This is a genomic window from Candidatus Spongiisocius sp. (assembly GCF_965221825.1).
Lineage (GTDB): Bacteria > Actinomycetota > Acidimicrobiia > Spongiisociales > Spongiisociaceae > Spongiisocius.
Map to the genome: position 1 here is coordinate 1763975 of NZ_OZ244917.1, position 17554 is coordinate 1781528.

15 protein-coding genes are annotated in these 17554 nt (G+C 63.2%); 5 read left to right on the top strand and 10 right to left on the bottom strand.

Annotation, left to right across the window (positions count from 1 at the left end):
• The first annotated feature begins 90 nt into the window (after positions 1-90).
• From panB to ACOQPD_RS08290, 4 genes are all read left to right on the top strand, one after another.
• Positions 91-990: a 3-methyl-2-oxobutanoate hydroxymethyltransferase gene (gene panB / locus ACOQPD_RS08275; protein ID WP_420611480.1), complete on the top strand. Its 900-nt coding sequence runs from the start codon at positions 91-93 to the stop codon at positions 988-990.
• A gap of 120 nt (positions 991-1110) precedes the next feature.
• Positions 1111-1404, top strand: coding sequence for a hypothetical protein (locus ACOQPD_RS08280; protein ID WP_420611481.1), 294 nt, complete (start codon positions 1111-1113; stop codon positions 1402-1404).
• A gap of 124 nt (positions 1405-1528) precedes the next feature.
• Positions 1529-1813 carry a hypothetical protein gene (locus tag ACOQPD_RS08285; RefSeq protein ID WP_420611482.1) on the top strand — a complete coding sequence of 95 codons (285 nt, stop codon included), beginning with the start codon at positions 1529-1531 and terminating at the stop codon, positions 1811-1813.
• A 61-nt stretch (positions 1814-1874) separates the two neighbouring features.
• Entirely contained in the window at positions 1875-2522 is a 648-nt protein-coding gene (locus ACOQPD_RS08290; protein ID WP_420611483.1) for an HAD-IA family hydrolase, read from the top strand.
• Between the two features lie 115 nt (positions 2523-2637).
• Here ACOQPD_RS08290 and ACOQPD_RS08295 read toward each other — a convergent pair whose 3' ends face one another.
• Positions 2638-4230 carry a sodium/proline symporter gene (locus tag ACOQPD_RS08295; protein ID WP_420611484.1) on the bottom strand — a complete coding sequence of 531 codons (1593 nt, stop codon included), beginning with the start codon at positions 4228-4230 and terminating at the stop codon, positions 2638-2640.
• Between the two features lie 287 nt (positions 4231-4517).
• Here ACOQPD_RS08295 and ACOQPD_RS08300 point away from each other — a divergent pair, with 287 nt between their 5' ends.
• Complete coding sequence (locus ACOQPD_RS08300; RefSeq protein ID WP_420611485.1) at positions 4518-5339, top strand: class I SAM-dependent methyltransferase; 822 nt, start codon at positions 4518-4520, stop codon at positions 5337-5339.
• Positions 5340-5378: 39 nt separating this feature from the next.
• Here ACOQPD_RS08300 and ACOQPD_RS08305 read toward each other — a convergent pair whose 3' ends face one another.
• The 9 genes from ACOQPD_RS08305 to ACOQPD_RS08345 form a co-directional block, all read right to left on the bottom strand.
• The gene (locus ACOQPD_RS08305; protein ID WP_420611486.1) at positions 5379-5753 is read right to left on the bottom strand and encodes a hypothetical protein; all 375 of its coding nucleotides are present in this window, start codon (positions 5751-5753) and stop codon (positions 5379-5381) included.
• A gap of 148 nt (positions 5754-5901) precedes the next feature.
• Positions 5902-9192, bottom strand: a complete 3291-nt coding sequence (locus ACOQPD_RS08310) for a sacsin N-terminal ATP-binding-like domain-containing protein (RefSeq protein WP_420611487.1) — start codon at positions 9190-9192, stop codon at positions 5902-5904.
• Positions 9189-12293, bottom strand: coding sequence for a DEAD/DEAH box helicase (locus ACOQPD_RS08315; RefSeq protein ID WP_420611488.1), 3105 nt, complete (start codon positions 12291-12293; stop codon positions 9189-9191). Before ACOQPD_RS08315 ends, ACOQPD_RS08310 begins: the two co-directional genes overlap by 4 nt.
• 415 nt (positions 12294-12708) lie before the next feature.
• The gene (locus ACOQPD_RS08320; protein ID WP_420611489.1) at positions 12709-13305 is read right to left on the bottom strand and encodes a DUF4276 family protein; all 597 of its coding nucleotides are present in this window, start codon (positions 13303-13305) and stop codon (positions 12709-12711) included.
• The gene (locus tag ACOQPD_RS08325; RefSeq protein WP_420611490.1) at positions 13302-14510 is read right to left on the bottom strand and encodes an AAA family ATPase; all 1209 of its coding nucleotides are present in this window, start codon (positions 14508-14510) and stop codon (positions 13302-13304) included. The genes ACOQPD_RS08320 and ACOQPD_RS08325 overlap by 4 nt, the downstream gene beginning before the upstream one ends.
• Positions 14511-14694: 184 nt before the next feature.
• On the bottom strand, positions 14695-15321 hold the full coding sequence (locus ACOQPD_RS08330; RefSeq protein ID WP_420611491.1) for an HAD-IA family hydrolase: 627 nt from the start codon (positions 15319-15321) through the stop codon (positions 14695-14697).
• On the bottom strand, positions 15314-15685 hold the full coding sequence (locus ACOQPD_RS08335; RefSeq protein WP_420611492.1) for a Rieske (2Fe-2S) protein: 372 nt from the start codon (positions 15683-15685) through the stop codon (positions 15314-15316). Before ACOQPD_RS08335 ends, ACOQPD_RS08330 begins: the two co-directional genes overlap by 8 nt.
• Before the next feature lie 177 nt (positions 15686-15862).
• Entirely contained in the window at positions 15863-17314 is a 1452-nt protein-coding gene (locus tag ACOQPD_RS08340) for an aldehyde dehydrogenase (RefSeq protein WP_420611493.1), read from the bottom strand.
• Positions 17311-17553, bottom strand: a complete 243-nt coding sequence (locus ACOQPD_RS08345; protein WP_420611494.1) for a 2-hydroxymuconate tautomerase — start codon at positions 17551-17553, stop codon at positions 17311-17313. The genes ACOQPD_RS08340 and ACOQPD_RS08345 overlap by 4 nt, the downstream gene beginning before the upstream one ends.
• Position 17554: the final 1 nt, after the last annotated feature.

Sequence of the window (17554 nt, forward strand, 5' to 3'; positions counted from 1 at the left end):
TCACGGTTCACACAATGACCATATGCTCTCCGGCCCTTTACGGCCGGGAGGTGTCCCCCAACCTCGATGGTGGGGAGAAACGGAGCAGCTATGTCGAACGCTACGTCGAGCCATCCGCCCGGCGCCATTCGCAAGAAGATCACCGTGCCCGCGGTGCGGGCCCGGAAGGGTCGGGAACCGCTGACGATGGTGACCGCCTACGACTTCCCCGGCGGCAAGGTCGCCGATCAGGCCGGGGTAGACATGATCCTGGTGGGCGACTCGGTGGCCAACGTGGTCCTCGGATACGAGACCACCAACCAGGTGACGCTCGCCGACATGATCCACCACACGGCTGCGGTGGCCCGAGCCCGTCCCAAGGCTCTGCTGGTGGCCGACATGCCCTGGATGACCTTCCATGTCAGCCCTGAGGAGACCCTGCGCAACGCCGGCCGGCTGGTCCGGGAGGGCGGGGCCGAGGCGGTCAAGCTGGAGGGCGGCGCACTCCGCGTGGAGATGATCCGCAAGCTGGTATCGGCCGAGATCCCGGTGATGGGGCATATCGGGCTGACCCCCCAATCGGTCCACGCCGCGGGCGGCTACCAGGTCCAGGGGAGGAGATTGAAGGACGCCAGGCGGATGATCGAGGACGCCCTGGCCCTCGACAGTGCGGGCGTGTTCGCCCTGGTCCTCGAGGGGGTACCTGCCGCTCTGGCTCAAGCCATCACGCGGCGGGTAGGCGTCCCCACGATCGGGATCGGGGCCGGGCCGGACACCGACGGACAGGTGCTGGTGATGCATGACATGCTCGGCCTGAACTTCGGTCACTACCCCAAGTTTGTACGGCGTTATGCCGAACTGTCCGGAGAGGCCGTGGCAGCGATCGACCGCTGGATCCGGGACGTTCGCCGGGGCGCTTTCCCGAGCGAGGAAGAGTCCTACCACATGATCGACGCCGCCGCACTGGAGTTGATCGAGGAACCCGGAACCGACCTAGCAATCGGGCACTGAACCGGACGTCCCCGCAGCGGCCCCCAACGGCCGTCCACCATCCAGGACACCCCGGACTTGCCGGCTCCCTACGGGAACGGTTGGGTAACCTGCGGAGGGGTCCGTGTGGGAAGGAACACTATGAACGATCGGTCCGACGGCATGACGAGCGAGGTCGCTCCGACCGGCAACGGGTTGGCGATCGCCGGCCTGGTGCTCGCCATCTGCGCAGTCGCCCTGTCGTGGTTGCCGGTGGTCAACTTCGTCTGCTGGATTCTGGGGCTGATCTTCTCGATCGTCGGCCTGAGGAACGCCAACCGGGGCGCACCCTATCGCGGTATGGCGATCGCCGGCCTGGTGATCTCCCTGGCGGGCATCGTTCTGATCATCATCCTGGTGGTGATCATCGGCCTCGGAGCCGCTCTCTCAGCCTGATGGGGTCGCCTAGCCCGGTATCGACCACTTCCCATTGCGCTACCGCCGCGGAACTTCGCGGCGTAGCGCAGGTTGTTGATCAAGGGTCTTGAAAGGGTCCCGGAATCCGCTTACGTTGCCCGGCATGGGCAATTGGTCAATAGAAATCAGGGTTCCGAGGTCCGGCGATGCCGATCTCGACACCGAAGTTCACCGGCGGGCACTGAGCGAGCTCGAAGGTCAGAAGAAGATCGGCCGGGAGTTATACAGCCTGCTCCGCAGGAAGCACCAGGGTGAGTTCCTCAGCAGCGAGGGCGCCAGCGCTGTGTCGACCGTCGCCGGGGCCGCCCTGGCCATGACCAGGGCGCTGGAGGGCGTCCAGCAGGGCATCCCGTCCGAGATGACCGTCATCCTGCACAGGAATGGCTGAGCCGGCCTGCGGGGGCCCGAGCCCGTACGAGCCTGCCCTACCGGCCGGGTATCTTGCTGCTATGGCAGTTGACGCGGTGGCCTTCGACTTCGGAGGGGTGGTAATCCGGACCCCGTTCGAGATGGCGGCAGGGCTGGAGGACCGGCTCGAACTACCGCGGGGCAGCATCGATCTGGCCGGTCCCTTCGACCCGGACGCCGATCCCCTCTGGCGGAGATTCCGGGCGGGGGAGTTCACCGAGCTCGAATACTGGCACCGCCAGGCCGACCGGCACGCCCGGATGATCGGCGCCGGCCCGGACCGCCTGCGCAGCTTCATCGACGCCCTGTTCGACGCACCCCGCGAAGAGGTGATCCGCCCGGAGACCTGGGACCTGCGAGGCACTCTCCGCTCCATGGGGATGCGGCTGGCGGTGCTCACCAATGACCTGAGCCGGTTCCATGACCCGTCGTGGATCGAGCGCATGCAGGTACTCGACCGTTTCGACCCTTTCGTCGACCTCTCCAACACCGGCATCCTCAAGCCCGATCCTCGCGGCTACCTGCGCCTTCTCGAGCGCTTGGAACTGCCTGCCGACCGGGTGCTGTTCGTGGATGACCAGCCCGTCAACATCGCCGGCGCCGAGAAGGTGGGAATGCAGACCGTTCACTTTGACGTGCTCGACAGGCCGGCCTCGATCAGGCGCGTACTGGGCCTGGTCTCCCTCTAGGAGGGTCGCACCCTTCACTACTGCGGCTTCCGAGCGTCGGGACCCGAATCGGCGGGCCGTCCGACCTGAAGGAGAGCGCCGTCCTACACGCCTCGGCCCGGATACTCCCTATTCCCTATCGCGCCGGTGCGTGAGCTGGGTCCACCCAGTCCGGGCTGTTGACCGCGTCGAAGAGCTGCGTGATCTCCTCGGAGGGAGGAGAGGTCGCCAGGGTCACCGCTATGGCCAGGACCGTTGCGACCGCTACCCCTGGCACGGCCGGGTTGATCTCCCATATGCCGATCTGCTGGAGGCTGCCGACAGCGGCGGAGAATCCGAGAGCCTCCGTCAGGTCGAGTAGCCCCTGGTTGCCCAGGTCCATCAGCCACCAGAGAGTGGAGACCGCGGTGCCCGAGATGAGGCCGGTCAAGGCCCCGGCCAGGTTGAAGCGCCTCCAGTAGAGGGCGAGCACGGTGACCGGACCGAAGGCGGCGCCCATACCTCCCCAAGCCAGGGACACCAGGGCGAACACCGAGTCCGGCGAGAAGATCGAGATCACGGCGGCGAGGAGACCGATGGCGACGAGCAGCAACCTCCCCATCGCCACCCGCCCCCCGGTTCGCATCCGCTCGGCGATCCGCCTGAGCCAGGGCACGTCCTCCGAAGCGATGGCAGAAGCCAGCAACAGCTGCGAGTCGGCGGTGCTCATTACGGCCGCAACCACCGCGGTCAGCAGCAGGCCGCCCACGATGGGGTGGAAGAAGACCGACGAGACCACCAGATAGAGCCGTTCCGCGTCGGGAATGTCCACGCCCCGGGCCGCCAGTGCCGGCGCCGCGACCAGCCCCATCAGCAGCGCCAAGGAGAACAAGGGAACGGCCCAACCCATGGTGATGTAGGTGCTCTGCGGAATGTCCCGTTCGTCCTCCATGGCCATGAATCGCGTCAGGAGCCTGAGCGCTCCGAAGGCCCCTAGTCCCCAGCCGATGGCGGAGACGTAGGTAAGCAAGCCCAACCCGTTGCCGTTCGAGTCGGTGAAGGGGTTCCAGAATCCAGGGGCGGTCGATTCGAGACCCTGGAGAGGATTGCCGCTGCTCAGCATGAGGGTCAGGCAGATGATGACGAACCCGCTCAGCATGACCAGCGCCTGGAAGACATCGGTGCGGGAGACGGCAAGAAACCCCCCGATGAAGGTATAGGAGAGCACGGCGACCAGGGTGATGAGGACCGCTACGTCATGGCCCGAGCCGGAGTGATCAAGGTCGAAGACTTCCTCGAGGAGCTTGGCGCCCGCGATCAGTCCCGAGCACACGTAGAGCGTGATGAAATAAAGGCTGATGCCGGCGGCCAGGCTTCGCAACGCGCCGGTGGTATCGCCGAAGCGCCTCTCCCAGAACTCGGGGATGGTAAGCGCGTTGGTGGAGATGGTATAGCGTCGGAGCCGCTTGGCCGCAACCACCCACACCAGCCACGCGCCCAGCACGATTCCGGCTGCGGTCCATAGGTGCATGAGGCCACTGGCGAAGGCCAGTGCCGGAAGGACCAGCATCGTCCATCCACTGGCGGAGGATGAACCGGCGCTCAGGGCGGTGGTGAAGCCACCGAGCGTGCGGCCGCCAAGAACGAAGTCGGCCATGTTCGCCATGCGGCCCGCCTGGTAGAAGGAGATGCCGATGAGAATGACGAAGTAGAGGATGAAGACAACCAGTACCCAAACCCAATCGGCCATGCGAAACCCCCTGCTCGATTCGTAATTGCTCCCGAGGTCCCTCGCGGGCCCGGACAGGCCCGGCAGCACGGCCGGGGATCGCCGAGTATACGGCCGGGTTCCCCCGGATCCATGCCAGCCGTCTCTTTGTGCCCCGTATTCGGGTGAGCACCGGAGAGTCCGGCCTCACTCAGGCATCAGGCCGACCACCTGACCTGGCAGAGAAGGCCGCCGTCGGGACGACGAATGTACCGATGTCCAGCGCTTCCGGCGATAATGAACACCAGCAACGGACAGGAGGAGCGAGCATGCCGGAGCCGGCATCGACGACATCCGCATACACGATGGGTTATGACGACGACTTCCTGCAGATGCTTCACTGGCGCAGCGCTGAGACGCATGCCCGGCACCTGCTCCCGCACCTGAAGCCCGGACTCAGCGTGCTCGACTTCGGCTGCGGGCCCGGGACCCTGTCGGTGGGCCTGGCCAGAGCCGTGGAGCCCGGCGAGTTCCACGGCGTCGACATCGAGTCATCTCAGATCGAGATGGCCCGCGCCGCCGCCCAAGCCGGTGGACACGGCAACGCCTCCTTCCAGGTGGCGGACGCGACCGATCTGCCCTTCGACGACAGCACGTTCGACGTGGCCCACTGCCATACCGTCCTGAACCATGTCCCGGACACCCATGCCGTCCTGGCCGAGGTCAAGAGGGTTCTCAAGCCCGGCGGGATCATCTCCTGCCGCGAGCTGATAGCTGCGTCCAGCTTCTCGGAACCCGCCTACAGCCTGGCCGGCGCATGGGACACGTTCACGAAGCTGGTGGTCGCCAACGGCGGGCATCCCCAGATCGGGAAGGAACTCAAGCGCAGGCTGCTGGACACAGGATTCGTGGAGGTCCGGGCGACCGCTTCCGTCGACATGTTCAGCACCCCCGAAGCCAGAGCCGTTCTCGACGCGGTGATCACCGAGTGGTTCTTCTCTCCCAAGGTGATGGGCGCCGCCATAGCATCCGGGTTGGCCACCCAAGAACAGTTCGACTCGTGGAAGCGCGACCAGGCGAGGTGGCGGCAGGATCCGGGGGCCGTTGGAGCCATCGCCTTCGGCGAGGCCATAGCCACCAAACCGTCATAGCGACTCTCATCACCCAACGGTCTCACTCCTGCCTGAGAGCTACCTACCGAGGATGGCGCGCCCCCGCCGGAGCTGCTCATCGGTGAACGCCCCGTTCTCGGCCTGCCACTCCTCCATCAGCCGGCGGAAGCCCTCCGCCGCTTCACGTTGCCACTCCGGACCGTAGCGGAGCCGGCCCCGCCGGTCCGCCGCCTCGAAGGCCTTCTCCATGAGGTCAGCAAGCACGGGATCCGCGGGACGGCCCATGCTGATGATCTGGATCGCTACCAGACCTGAAGACTCCTGTGAGCCGGCAGGCCGATGCTCTGCCCGATCTGTCCGATCCCCATCCTCGTCACCGCCAAGCGCATCGGGCATCCGGGAAGGCCCGGCGATGCCGTCATCCAACGAACTAGCAAGAACTGTGGTGTCCATAGAGGAGTTCTTCGAGCCGGTCGCCCGCTTCCAGATGCTCCATCGGGATCTGCACCGGCACCTCGTACCCGAGAACACCGGAGTCCCGCCCAGGATGTCCGGGTCTATCAATGAGCTTGTCTGTCATGGTTGTCTCCGTGTGCGGGAGTCATTTGCCCCCCGAGTCTTTCTGCACGTCTACTTCCCACGCTGCCCGAAGGTCGATGACGTGTTTGGGAGCCAAAAGGACCTCTACGTTCTCCCCAGCGAGAGCGACGGGAATCGCCAAGGCATCGAGACCCTTCCCAGACGCACATCTCGCCTGGAATTCTTCCTTGAGTCCGCTCTTCGATTCGTTCGCGTGCTGGAACATGGCAGCGTGTCGGGGACAGAGCGCCAAGTAATCGGCCGCGACCATCTTATCCAGGCCGAGGAACCGGACGGCCTCGAAGTACCACTCTTCGCTCTTATACTTGAAGGATCTATCCTGACAACCGATCACTTGGCAGAGGCTTACATGGGCGTGCTCCTCGTAGTTCGCCCGAAGCTTCGTGCGTGCCTCTTCCTTGAGACTGGCCTCTCCTTCAACGACGTTTCGTTTCCTGGGTTCGGTCCGTCGGTTAGGAGCCACCTCCGCTTGCTCCTTCGCCCTCTTGCGGCGGCGGTTGGGGTTCCGGGGTCTCTCGAACTCGGGCGGTGGACGACGCCTCACCGCATACTGCTCCCTGATTTCGTTCCGTTCTCCCTTGGGAAGTTCCGCAAACCACTGGGCCTCTTCAGCCACCTCCAAGTTCTTGAAGCCCAGGTCCTTGGCCATGGCTTCCCGCTCGCTGGCCTTGGCTTCCTGATCGAGCTTCGCTTGGGTTATCTTCCGATCCGCCTCACGGTATTCCTCCCCGAATTCTATCGCCTTTACCCACGCCCATCCGGAATCGAAAGCGAACCCCTGGGGAAGCCGGCCGGGCCTGGCCTCTCTTGGCCTGACGAAGGTGACGCCGTCCATCTCATGTTCCTGAGGCACCCAAGCGTACTTGCGCAGAGTGAAGACGAGTTGGGACGGCGCTGTACGAAAACCAGCACTACGGTTCCGCCTGTAGACCGCCACTAACGATCCGGAGACAGCTTTATCGCACCAAATATGCTTGGGGGGAGGCCAAGTACACTCGCGCGTCTGGTCGAGAGCCGCATGGATGGTTCTGGCTAGGTCTTCTCTCTCGACCGCACACCGCTTGGCTTCATTGAGCTGTTGAAGCATGCGATCGAGGTGGCGGATCTGCCAATCATGATCGATCTCGTAAGCGGTGACATATCCTCGGTCGCCCCACAGGTGTGACCAGTTTGGATTCTTGTGACATCCTGTCTTCGTAATCGGAATTCTGTAGCAAACACCAATACGCCTCGCAAACTCGCTAAACCCCGGTATGTCCCGATAGTCTCGGTGAAGCTCGTACCGCAACGCCTGCGCGGCGCGTAGCGGATAGTCGGCACGGCGTTCGAGGTGCCGATAGTACGGAGCAGCACTCGCGGCCGGATACTCTTTCCCGGCATACAACCGACCCGGCCGACACCAGTCCTTGTTGCGGTCCAAAAGCAATATGTACTCGCCGAACGTGTTTGCGGTGACCGGCTGCTCTTGCACGAGTCCGATGAAGGTTTCCACATGGTTCCTGTGCTCGTCCCACGTTGGGCGGTGCCCGGATTCGCTATAGTATGTTTCCAGGATCCCCATGGCCTTGGACTCGTCATCGATCTCGCGTACGCCCAATCGTTCAAGCCCCCTTTTCGCACCCTTGCCGTCGGAGTAGGTGTCGGGATCCGCAATCGCGACGCCCTCCGGTGCGTCGTCTCCGTCGTTCGCAAAGCGACATACCGACGCCCGCCGATATTCGCCTGATTGAGTACGTACGATTGGGAGTTCGCGTAGCCTATCGTAAGCACCGCGGCTAGCATCCCAGGACTTCTCGACGGATTCGTAGTAAGATCTGTGCCAAGGAGCATCGTGGGTCGCGAGCCATTCCTTGATTTCTCTGTACTCCTTGGAACTGGGTGGGACCACGTATTTAACCTCGAATTCGTCAATTTTCAGATCCCCGAGGAATCGATCCACGGCAGTGTGCCTTTGTGTGGCGGACACGGCCCAACCTTGGTAATTCGACGGGGGCCCAGTACAACGATTGGTCCTTGGGCCCCGAGGATAAGGAGCATCCCAACCGGACATCAGGAAGTGAATATCGTCCGCGCCGAGAAAGCTCTTGAGGTTGGCCCGCCCCTGCAACAGCCGCGGCGCCTGCCCGTGGCCGCCTCCTTGCATGGGCACAAGTGGCTCTTTGCTCATAGCCCGAATGACGGCTTTGTGGAACGGCTCGTAAGCTTCAGAAAGAGAATCCTGCGAGTTGGGTAGCACGCCCAGGAACTCTCTGTCGAGCAAGCCCAAGTCACGGATGGTCGAAAGCGACTTGGCAACAAGCTTGGCCAAGCGAGCGAAGAGGGCATGGTTATCGGCGTGCTCCTTGATGCTCGCTCTGCTGAGTTCCGGAATGAAGGGCGCGTGCAGGTGGAATCGGAGGTTGGAGGTCTCCTTTGCGGCAGGGAAGAACACGGCGACGCTGCCACGCTCGGCAGGAACGATGCGAAAGCGATCAGCCAGAGCTTCGTCCTCCACCTGCAAGGCCTCTTGTGCTCCGTCTTTCTCCTCAAGCTCGAACACTACGTCAAGGTGCATGGATGAGCGCTCGGCATAGGGCTCGCGAAACCGAAGGAAGTAGCGCCTCTCCTCGCCGGTGGACCTTATGGCGCGGACCTGCACCACGCCATCACCTATTTCCGTCCGTATGAGCGATCCTGAATCGTCGGCATCCATGCGCCACTCGATCGATGTGATGCTCTCCAGGTGCAGGACTGACATGACCGACATCCCTTCCAACCCCAACCAAATCTCTTCCCGTACTTCGTCGATTGTCTGCCTCGGTCTGTTGAACGGAAGCTCGATAACGGTCTGCCGACTTGAGTTCCGTATCAAGGAGTCGGGCCGGGGTATTGGCCTCGGCACGATCCGATCGACGATCTCGAACGCCACCGTGTCGCTGTATATCCTGGGAGTCTTGGTGCACCCGAACACGGACTTGAACCCGATGCCGAAGCGTCCGATCTTGTCCTCCAGCTTGTGCTTGGCGCTCTTGAAGTAGCCGGTGATGCTGTCGATATCTTCGTAGGAGAACGGTCGGCCGTTGTGAGTGAACGAGAGCTTAGTATCGCTCAGTTCGAAACGGGCGGATGTCGCCTCCGCGTCCTCCGCGTTCTGTAGCAACTCGAAGACGAGGTGGGCGGCATCTGGATAGAGGAAGCCCACCAACGCGTCGAGGTTGAAGTCGTTTTCCTTCTGCGCCTCGACGTACCGTCTTCGCTTGCCTTCGAGGTCCCGAATGCAGCTCTCGGGAATCTGCTCCCATGCGCCGCTCATGTAGTGATCGTCCTCTGTATCCGCATTGTGCCGTGTACGACCACGCTGGCCAGTATGTCCGCCTCCTCGGCGCTCGCCCGCAGTCGGCTGACCGTTTGCTCATAGTCCTCTTGCGCGCGTTCCAACTGCGACTCTCTCATCCTGCGGATATTCTCGTGTGCGGCCGAGGCGAGCTGTTCCCTGAGAACCTCTTCCCGCGCGCGATGGCTCACCTTGAGGCTCTGAAGGCGATGGTCGACAATCCGCGCGTTCTCCGCCACATGCCGTTTTCTGGCTTTGTGCCACAGTTCGTGGTGGCGGCGGTCCAGCGCATCCAAGCCGGAATCGTCGATCTGGCCGGGCCTCGAATCGTCCTCCGCCTCTGCCAGAAGCGACATGACGACGCCTTCGGCTTCCAGAGATGAGCAAACAGCGATGAATTCGTCGCGGGCCACCACGCCCGTATTCGTCCACCGGTATATCGCGAACGCGTGGTCGCCCACAGGAGCGGTCGGACTCCGGGCCACGACGCGTACGCGTGATGGTCCCGCACGCCGCCCCGCGCCACCCTCGGCAAGAAACGCGGCGGCCTGCTGAACGAGCGAGTGCGTGGCATTGAGGTGGACAACCTCGTCGCTCTCCCTGGCCGCCTCCTGCCGGAAGGTAACCGCCAATCGGGACGAAGCGCCGCGCAGCCAGTTCTCCCAACGGGTGAAGCGCGGGTCGGTTCTTCTGCCTCGCACGTCGCGGAGGGCGAGAAGCTGCCGCTTGGCGTCGGCTCCCAGCCTGAGCGTCCTAACCGGCCCCGAACCCCCCAAGAAGTCCCGCTCCGGAGACTCAAGCAACTTCTGAAGGTAGGAATTCACGCACCGCCGGATCGCAACGGGGACCATCCACGGCGATTCGGCATCCTCGACCTCCTTCTTCCAGTCCGCCACCACCTGTCCGAGGCCGAAGAGTTCACCCTGCGCGCTCTCGATGCGCTCCTCCTCATCACGGCGGCGGATCAGGTTGTCGGAGAGTTGCCGGAGCCGGTCACGCACTTCCCTTGGAGTCAAGCTGAGACTTTCTCCTATGCTTTGTAGTGCGGCGCCCAGCTCGCCGAGGACCTCCTCGTTGCCGCCGACCGCGTGCTCGAAGATGCCCAGCCGAAGCAGGCAGCGGTCGTATATCTCGTAGTCCACCGTACCGGGGGTGACGAGATTGACGATGGCGATGGCTTTGCTCGCCTGCCCGTGGCGGTCCAATCGTCCAATCCGCTGCTCGATACGCATGGGATTCCACGGCAGGTCGTAGTTGACGAGCATGTCGCAGAACTGAAAGTCCAGGCCCTCGCATCCGACCTCGGATGAGAGGAGGACATCGACGGCATCGCTGGACTCCTTCGGCAGGGAGAACCTGCGGCGGATATCCCGTCGGTCATGTCCACGGACACCGCCGTGGATCACCTCGAATCTCACGCCGTCCTCGTCCAACAGGCGTCCGAGATAGGCGAGCGTGTGCCGGAACGTGCTGAAGACCAACGCCTTGTTCCTCGACATCGCCAGCTTCTCTCGGATCACCCTGCGGAACTCGTCCGCCTTCGGGTCCACCGGATCAAGCGATCGCGCCGTGCGGATCAGCGACTCGATCTCGCCGCGCACATCGTCGACGAACCCCAGATCAGGGACATGGTCGGAACCGTAGTCCACGCCTTCGAGCCGATCCAGGTTCCTGTTGAGGATGTTCTCCATATAGGGAGCCAGGCCGTAGAGACAACTGGCCGCTTGGCGACGAACCGTGGACATCATGAAGCGCACGTTCTGGTGTCCATGGCACGCCGCCAGGATACGCGCAAGGGTCTCCATGAGCCGGTCGTGTAGAGCGCGTTGGGCCGGAGTGTAAGGAACGGCAACCGTCTGGGGCTTCCTTGTCGTGAATTCGCCGATGTCCCGGCGCCGGGTACGGTTGATTAGCGGACCGAAGGTATAAAGTCCTTCAAGAGCATTGATGGCCCGCACGCGGACCTCGTCCTCGTCTCTCTGCTCTCCAAGCGTCTCGACGAGACTGTTCACCAATGGCGAGGCTCGAAGGAAGCTCCGTCCCCATTCGGTATCCACGGCACTGTTCAGGCATGAGCGCACCTCCTCCCTCCACCCGGGTCGCGCGCCTCGACACAGGGCTATCGCCCGGTTGATGTCGCCGTTGGGCGCGGCCATCTGTTCGAATGTCGGCGGGTCGATAATCAAGTCGGGGCGAAGCAGATTGAGCAGGGTGAAGAGATCGCCGCTTCCCATTTGGACCGGGGTGGCCGTAAGGAAGACGACGGCCTCCGCGTTGTCGCAGAAGAACCGAATGGCTTGGTGCGTGTGGGTCTCGGAATTCCGGGCGTGGTGCGCCTCGTCCACGATCACCAGGTCGAAACGCGGCGGAGGGTCCAGGTCGATCAGGCCGCGCTCGGTAAGCGCGCGTCGTCCCTTGGACCGCCTCTTGCCGAAGAGCGTGGCCTCGTTGAGTAGGGACATCGGGAGAATGACGTTGGAATAGCGGCGGGGCCACTCGCCGTCCAGGTGAGTCTCGTTGATGCAGAACCGCAAGTTAGGTCCGTCGAGGGGGTGAAGGCGCTCGTCGAATCTGCGCATCTCCAGTTCCCACTTGCGCTCCGAGACCAATGGCTTCGGGCAGATGACGAGGACGGAGGACAGCCCGGAACGCGCACGCAACTCCTTGATGATCAGGCCTGCCTCGATGGTCTTGCCCACGCCCACTTCGTCCGCTATCAAGAGTCGCGGCAGGTCGGACCTGATCAGCTTCAGTACGGGACGGTACTGGTAGGGCACGAACTCCACGCGTCCCGACCTGAGGGACATCAGATCCGAGGTCGAGGGTGAGCGAATGTGGAGGGCCGTGAGGAGAGCCTTGCACTCCTCCGCACTGATTCCTACCGAACTGTCCGCAGTCGAGTCACCCGGCATCACCTGACTGCCGTACAGCATGGAAACGGCGCCATCGATTAGGACCCGGTACCGGACTTCCGCGCCGCCGCCGAGTACCTCAATGACGGCGCCAACGCGGCTCCGGTCGGAACGAAGCGCGACCACATCGCCGACGCGGAATTCGTGGTTGTCGGGGGTACCGCCCATCTATCGCACGCTCTCTGGGTCCTCGATCAGATGATCCAAGCCGTTCGGCGAACGGTACGTCAACGACTTCCCCCATGAGCCACCCGTTCTCAACAAGACGCGTGGTCGAGCGGCCCCCAACCCTGATGGCGGGGGTTCCAAGTGATCGAGCATGGTGGTCGGCGCGCTAGGACTCAACTGCATAAAACCTACATGGAATCTGTGACGAACTGCGCAGTTTCCCCGGAGACTGCCGGTGCCCACCAATAACCTGCTCGAACAGGTGGGCGTAGGGCCACGAATCCCACCAACCGTGCCGCAGCCACTCGCTCGAATCGTTGGAAAGGGGCCTGGCGGAACCGCCGGCCGAGGACCTCTATGGTGGCCATCGGGTGATGACGCCGGCCCCGCGGCCCGGGGAGCGTCCTCCCTAGCTCTAGGCACTCAGCTTCTTAAGGGTGTCGATGAGGCGCTTGGCATGCGGCGACTCATCCGCCACCTTGTTCGGGTCCAGCTGTCCGAGTATCACAGAGCTATCCCTGCCTTTGTGATAATCACCCTTCGTAGTATTGCGAGTAGCCTCCTTGAGCTTCGCGTAGACATCCTCTTTTCGTACTTGTTCGATGTCGGGCCATTTGGGTATGGACCCTGGCCGGAAGCTGGCACCGTAGAATCCGGCAAGTGCCTTTAGATCGGCCAGAAACCAGGACTCCATGACCTGGACCATCAGATGGCAATGCTCGTCAGTCGCTCCGGCAGGACAGTCCCAACCTTCACGTTGTCGAAGATGTTGCCAAGCTGAACTCGCTGTCACCGGTCCTTCAGCATCCACCAGTAGCATCGCAGATGTGGTTTCATTGGCATGCACCAACGTAAACTGATCGTAAGCCTTGTCTCGGCCGCCGCAGGCCACGATCCGAGGCATCCGCCCCTGCAGTCCCGCCTTTTCAAGGAAACCCCTCAACCCTCTACGCAGCCGGGCCTTCTGCTCTCTCCTATCACCTCCTCCCTCTACATAGAGGGCGACGCTCACCACCTATTTCCTCCGATGTTCCCACTCGACCAGAGTTCTCCGAGTCGGTATCGCTCAAGCCACGGTTTGAGAGTCTCGCGGTCCAAGCGACGGAGACTTGTCGCTGGGCCTTGTTTTTCACATATGACCACAGACTCAGGTACTTCCGTTAGGGCGTCTACGAGAACGTCTGAGTGCGTAGTGACAATTAGCTGTGTACGAGATGATGCCTCAACCAATAGGTCCGCTATCTCAGGGATGATGTCGGGATGAAGACCAATTTCGGGCTCCTCGATACACGTAACCAAGTCTGGATCAGGGTTACAGAGTACGGCAAGCAAGAAAAGGTAGTGTAGGCTACCATCCGAGAGTCTGGTAGCAGGGATCGGATGCCTTAGTTCTCTCTCATGAAAGAAAATCTGCACAGTCCCGCCACTAATAGTTGTAACTATGTTATCAACATACGGATAAAACGTCCTCATTCTCTTCAGGATTGTTTGACCTACGGCGGGTCTGTTCATTAGATTACTAAGTACTACACCCAGATTCGAGCCATCTTCCAAGAGTCTCATGTGTGGAAGGTCTGCCTTTTGAGGTTCTCGGAAGGATGTACTGGGACCCAGATTAGTCTCACGATAGAGGCTTATTCGTTCCAACTGGTTAGCTAGATATGTCAATTCCGGATAGGTAATGGGATCACGGTGTTGTGAGAGAATGGACTTTTCGGGATCCAGGTCCTTTCTGTTCAAACTGCGCGGTGCCATAAAGTTGCCCATCGCTTCGGAGTATGCACGATGCTGCAATACGGGGTGACCCAGTCCATAACGGTAGTGGAAAGCGGGTTCCGTATGGCCTGGCACAGGTAACGCGTCTTCGATTGCTTCGTCCCAAAGCAGAAATAGTCCCCTTTGCTCCGCGAACTTGAGCCGATACCTGAGCGGGATCGCGGTGATTTCGTTATCCACAATGACCTCGACCGTGGCGGGGACACGATCCTCTCTCCCCTTCCACAGCCACGCCGCTGTGCCCCCTCGCCGGCGGATCGGGCTTGCCAGGTTCCCTGGGGCAGCTCGGAGAACCGATAACACGTCGATCAGGTTCGACTTGCCTGAGGCGTTCGGTCCGATGAGGACGTTCAGCGGTTCCAGCTCGAAGGAGGGGGTGTCGGGACCGTACGAGAGGATGTTTCTCGGGTGGATGGCTCGAATGAACCGCTTTCCTTCCATGGTTACTCCACTCGACAGTTGTCCTGAAGGCGTCCTGTTGCGCCAATGATCCTCTTGGATAGGCAAGGCTACCAATCGCCAAGCTCAACAAGGCTCAGCGATGCGCCGCTCGGTCGACGAACGTGCCGCCGGCTATCGCCGGAATCGCAACCAGGCTGTGTGGCGCCCTTCCGTCTCGAACCGGTTACGAGCCGAGGCCAAGGTGGCTCAGCAGGCGGGCGCAGCTGGCGGTGATCCGGGTGTGGTCGAAGTAGAAGCCGGGCATGCCTACGGCCTCGGCGCCGTCCAGGTTGACCGCCATGTCGTCCACGAACAGGCACTCGGCGACGTCGAGGCCCATGCGCTCGGCGGTGGTCGTGTAGGTGAGGGGATGCGGCTTGCGGACCCCTAGGGTCACCACGTCGATGACGTGGCAGAACAGGTGGGCGTAAGGCCACGAGTCCCACCACCCGTAACCCAACCACTCGCTCGAGTCGTTGGAGAGGGTGGCCTGGCGGAACCGCCGGCTGAGGGCCTCGATGGCGGCCATCACCTCGGGACGCTCGGTGCCCGTCCAGTCGATCTCACCCTTCAGGTCGACTGGGTACCCGCGGGCGGCGCTGGCCCGCTGGTACCTCCTCCAGTACTCGCTCTCGGTCAACTCCCCGGTTGAGCACCTCGCGTATTCGGGGTCGCCCTCGGGGGAGAACGGTCCCCGCGGCAGGGTGCCCCGAGCCCAGCCCTTCGCTGCCTCCAACCCGTCGAGCAACTCGAACGGGGTGGGGTAGAGGATGCCTCCCATGTCCCAGATGACGGCGCGGATGTCAGCCATCCCCACGATCCCACTCCCGGGCGTGGTCCAGCATCATCTCCCTCCACGAGACGGTTGCGGGAGGAGCGGGCAGATCGACCAGTACCTTCCCCGACTCGATCCGGACCGGATAGGTCTCCAGCCGGACTTCCGGCTCACCGCACTTGGCGCCGGTGCCCGCCTCGTAGCGCCAGAAGTGCAGCGGGCATGTGATGACCCCTTCCCTGACCAACCCCCCGGCCAGCGGTGAGGCCTGATGCAGGCACTCGTTCCGGTAGGCGTACACCTGGCGTCCGACCCGGACCACTACGGCCAGCCCGTCCCCGATCTCGACGCAACGGTCGGTGGGCAGGTCCCCTACGGCGCCGGCGCTGATTGTGGGCATCGGCAGGCTGACCTAGCGGTCGGTCTGCGGAGTGGCGGGGTGAGATGCGCCGGCAGCGGCGTCCCTCGCAAGGCCCGCTGACGAAGGCGTACCCGCAGCGGTACGTTGAGGAGGCGGAACGCCGCGAGGGGCGTCGATGGCAAGCAGGTCACTCCGAATCACTTCGCAGACCGACCGCTAACCGTCGAGCTTCATCACCACGGCCTTGGATTCGCTGAAGAACTCGTAGCTGTACTCGCCGCCCTCCCGGCCGATCCCGGAGTCCCCGTAGCCGCCGAAGGGCGCCCGCAGGTCGCGCACGAAGAAGCAATTGACCCACATCGTGCCGGCCCGCACCTCTCGGGCCACCTTGTGGGCGGTGTTCACGTTGGTGGTCCATACCATCGCCGCCAGTCCGTAGCGGGTGTCGTTGGCCATCTCGATCGCCTCGTCGATCTCGTCGAAGGGGATGATCATCTCGACCGGCCCGAAGATCTCGTCCTGGCAGGACCGCATGTGGTTGTCGGCATCGGCGAAGATGGTCGGCGCCACGAAGTTCCCGCTCGCTAAGGAGCCGTCGGTGATCCGGTGGCCGCCGGTCATCAGCTTGGCCCCTTCCTCGGTGGCCAGCTCGATGTAGGACAGCACCTTCTCCATGTGCTCGCGGGTGACGAGCGGGCCCATGCCGGTGGCGGGATCGAGCGGGTTGCCCACCACGTACCGCTCGGCGCCCTCCACCATCCGCGCCACGAACTCGTCGTATACGGGACGCTGGACCATAAGGCGGGCTCCGGCCAGGCACACCTCTCCCTGGTTGGTGAAGATGCCCCGGAGCGACCCGGCCACGGCCTTGTCCAGGTCGGCGTCGGCGCAGACGATGTTGGGAGAGTTGCCGCCCAACTCGAACGACAGCTTCTTCAGGCTCGGCGCCGCGGCCGCCATGATGGCCTTACCGGTGGCCGACTCCCCCGTGAAGGTGATCCCGTCCACATCGGGATGCCGGACCAGGGCCTCGCCGGCCTCGTCCGGCCCGAAGCCGTGGACCAGGTTGAACACCCCGTCGGGCAGGCCGGCGTCCCGGCAGACCTCCGCCAGCAGCGTGGCGGTGACAGGCGACTGCTCGGCCGGCTTGGCCACCACCGTGCAGCCGTAGGCGAGGGCCGGCGCCACCTTCCAGGTGAGCAGCATCAGGGGGAAGTTCCACGGGGAGATGGCGCCCACCACGCCCAGCGGCTCCCGCAGTTCGTAGGTGAGGACGCCGTCCCAGGGCTTGGAGAAGGCCTTGGTGTGGGCATGCTCGGCGGCATCGGCGAAGAAGCGGAAATTGTGGGCGGAGCGGGGGATGTCCTTGGAGCGTGCGGCCGAGATCGGCTTCCCCATGTCCCGTACTTCCCACTCAGCCAGCTCGTCGAGCCGGGCTTCGATCCCCTCGGCCACGCGGTACAGGGCCCGGCGGCGCTCGGCGGGGTCCATCGACGCCCAGGCCGGCAGCGCGGCCCTGGCCGCTCGGACCGCCCGATCCACGTCCTCGGCGTTCCCCCTGGGGACGGTGGCGATCGGGGTGTTGTCGATGGGGCTCACCGACTCGAACGTCTCGCCGGACGAGGAGTCCGCGAACTCGCCTCCGATGAAGTGCCGTAGGGTGATCATGCCCTCCCCTCCTCCGTGCTGTCCGGCCGGGCGGCGGCCGCCTGCCGTTCCGCCATCACTAAGCGGGCGGGGCGCCCGGCGATGCCGAAGCCGTAGGGCGCCATCTCGTTGACCATGATCCGTACGGTCTCGATGGGAGCGTCGAGGCTCCGGACCAGGGCGTCGGATACCTCGGCGATCATGTTCTCGATCTGCTCCGGCGAGCGCCCCTCCACCAGATTGACGGTGACTATCGGCATG

Excerpts from the sequence above, each read along its gene's own strand:
- ACOQPD_RS08310 (WP_420611487.1), bottom strand. The coding sequence starts at position 9,192 with ATGAGCGGCGCATGGGAGCAGATTCCCGAGAGCTGCATTCGGGACCTC.
- ACOQPD_RS08330 (WP_420611491.1), bottom strand. The coding sequence starts at position 15,321 with ATGGCTGACATCCGCGCCGTCATCTGGGACATGGGAGGCATCCTCTAC.
- ACOQPD_RS08345 (WP_420611494.1), bottom strand. The coding sequence starts at position 17,553 with ATGCCGATAGTCACCGTCAATCTGGTGGAGGGGCGCTCGCCGGAGCAG.
- ACOQPD_RS08340 (WP_420611493.1), bottom strand. The coding sequence starts at position 17,314 with ATGATCACCCTACGGCACTTCATCGGAGGCGAGTTCGCGGACTCCTCG.
- ACOQPD_RS08290 (WP_420611483.1), top strand. The coding sequence starts at position 1,875 with ATGGCAGTTGACGCGGTGGCCTTCGACTTCGGAGGGGTGGTAATCCGG.
- ACOQPD_RS08295 (WP_420611484.1), bottom strand. The coding sequence starts at position 4,230 with ATGGCCGATTGGGTTTGGGTACTGGTTGTCTTCATCCTCTACTTCGTC.
- ACOQPD_RS08280 (WP_420611481.1), top strand. The coding sequence starts at position 1,111 with ATGAACGATCGGTCCGACGGCATGACGAGCGAGGTCGCTCCGACCGGC.
- ACOQPD_RS08315 (WP_420611488.1), bottom strand. The coding sequence starts at position 12,293 with ATGGGCGGTACCCCCGACAACCACGAATTCCGCGTCGGCGATGTGGTC.
- ACOQPD_RS08300 (WP_420611485.1), top strand. The coding sequence starts at position 4,518 with ATGCCGGAGCCGGCATCGACGACATCCGCATACACGATGGGTTATGAC.
- ACOQPD_RS08285 (WP_420611482.1), top strand. The coding sequence starts at position 1,529 with ATGGGCAATTGGTCAATAGAAATCAGGGTTCCGAGGTCCGGCGATGCC.
- panB (WP_420611480.1), top strand. The coding sequence starts at position 91 with ATGTCGAACGCTACGTCGAGCCATCCGCCCGGCGCCATTCGCAAGAAG.
- ACOQPD_RS08325 (WP_420611490.1), bottom strand. The coding sequence starts at position 14,510 with ATGGAAGGAAAGCGGTTCATTCGAGCCATCCACCCGAGAAACATCCTC.
- ACOQPD_RS08335 (WP_420611492.1), bottom strand. The coding sequence starts at position 15,685 with ATGCCCACAATCAGCGCCGGCGCCGTAGGGGACCTGCCCACCGACCGT.
- ACOQPD_RS08305 (WP_420611486.1), bottom strand. The coding sequence starts at position 5,753 with ATGGACACCACAGTTCTTGCTAGTTCGTTGGATGACGGCATCGCCGGG.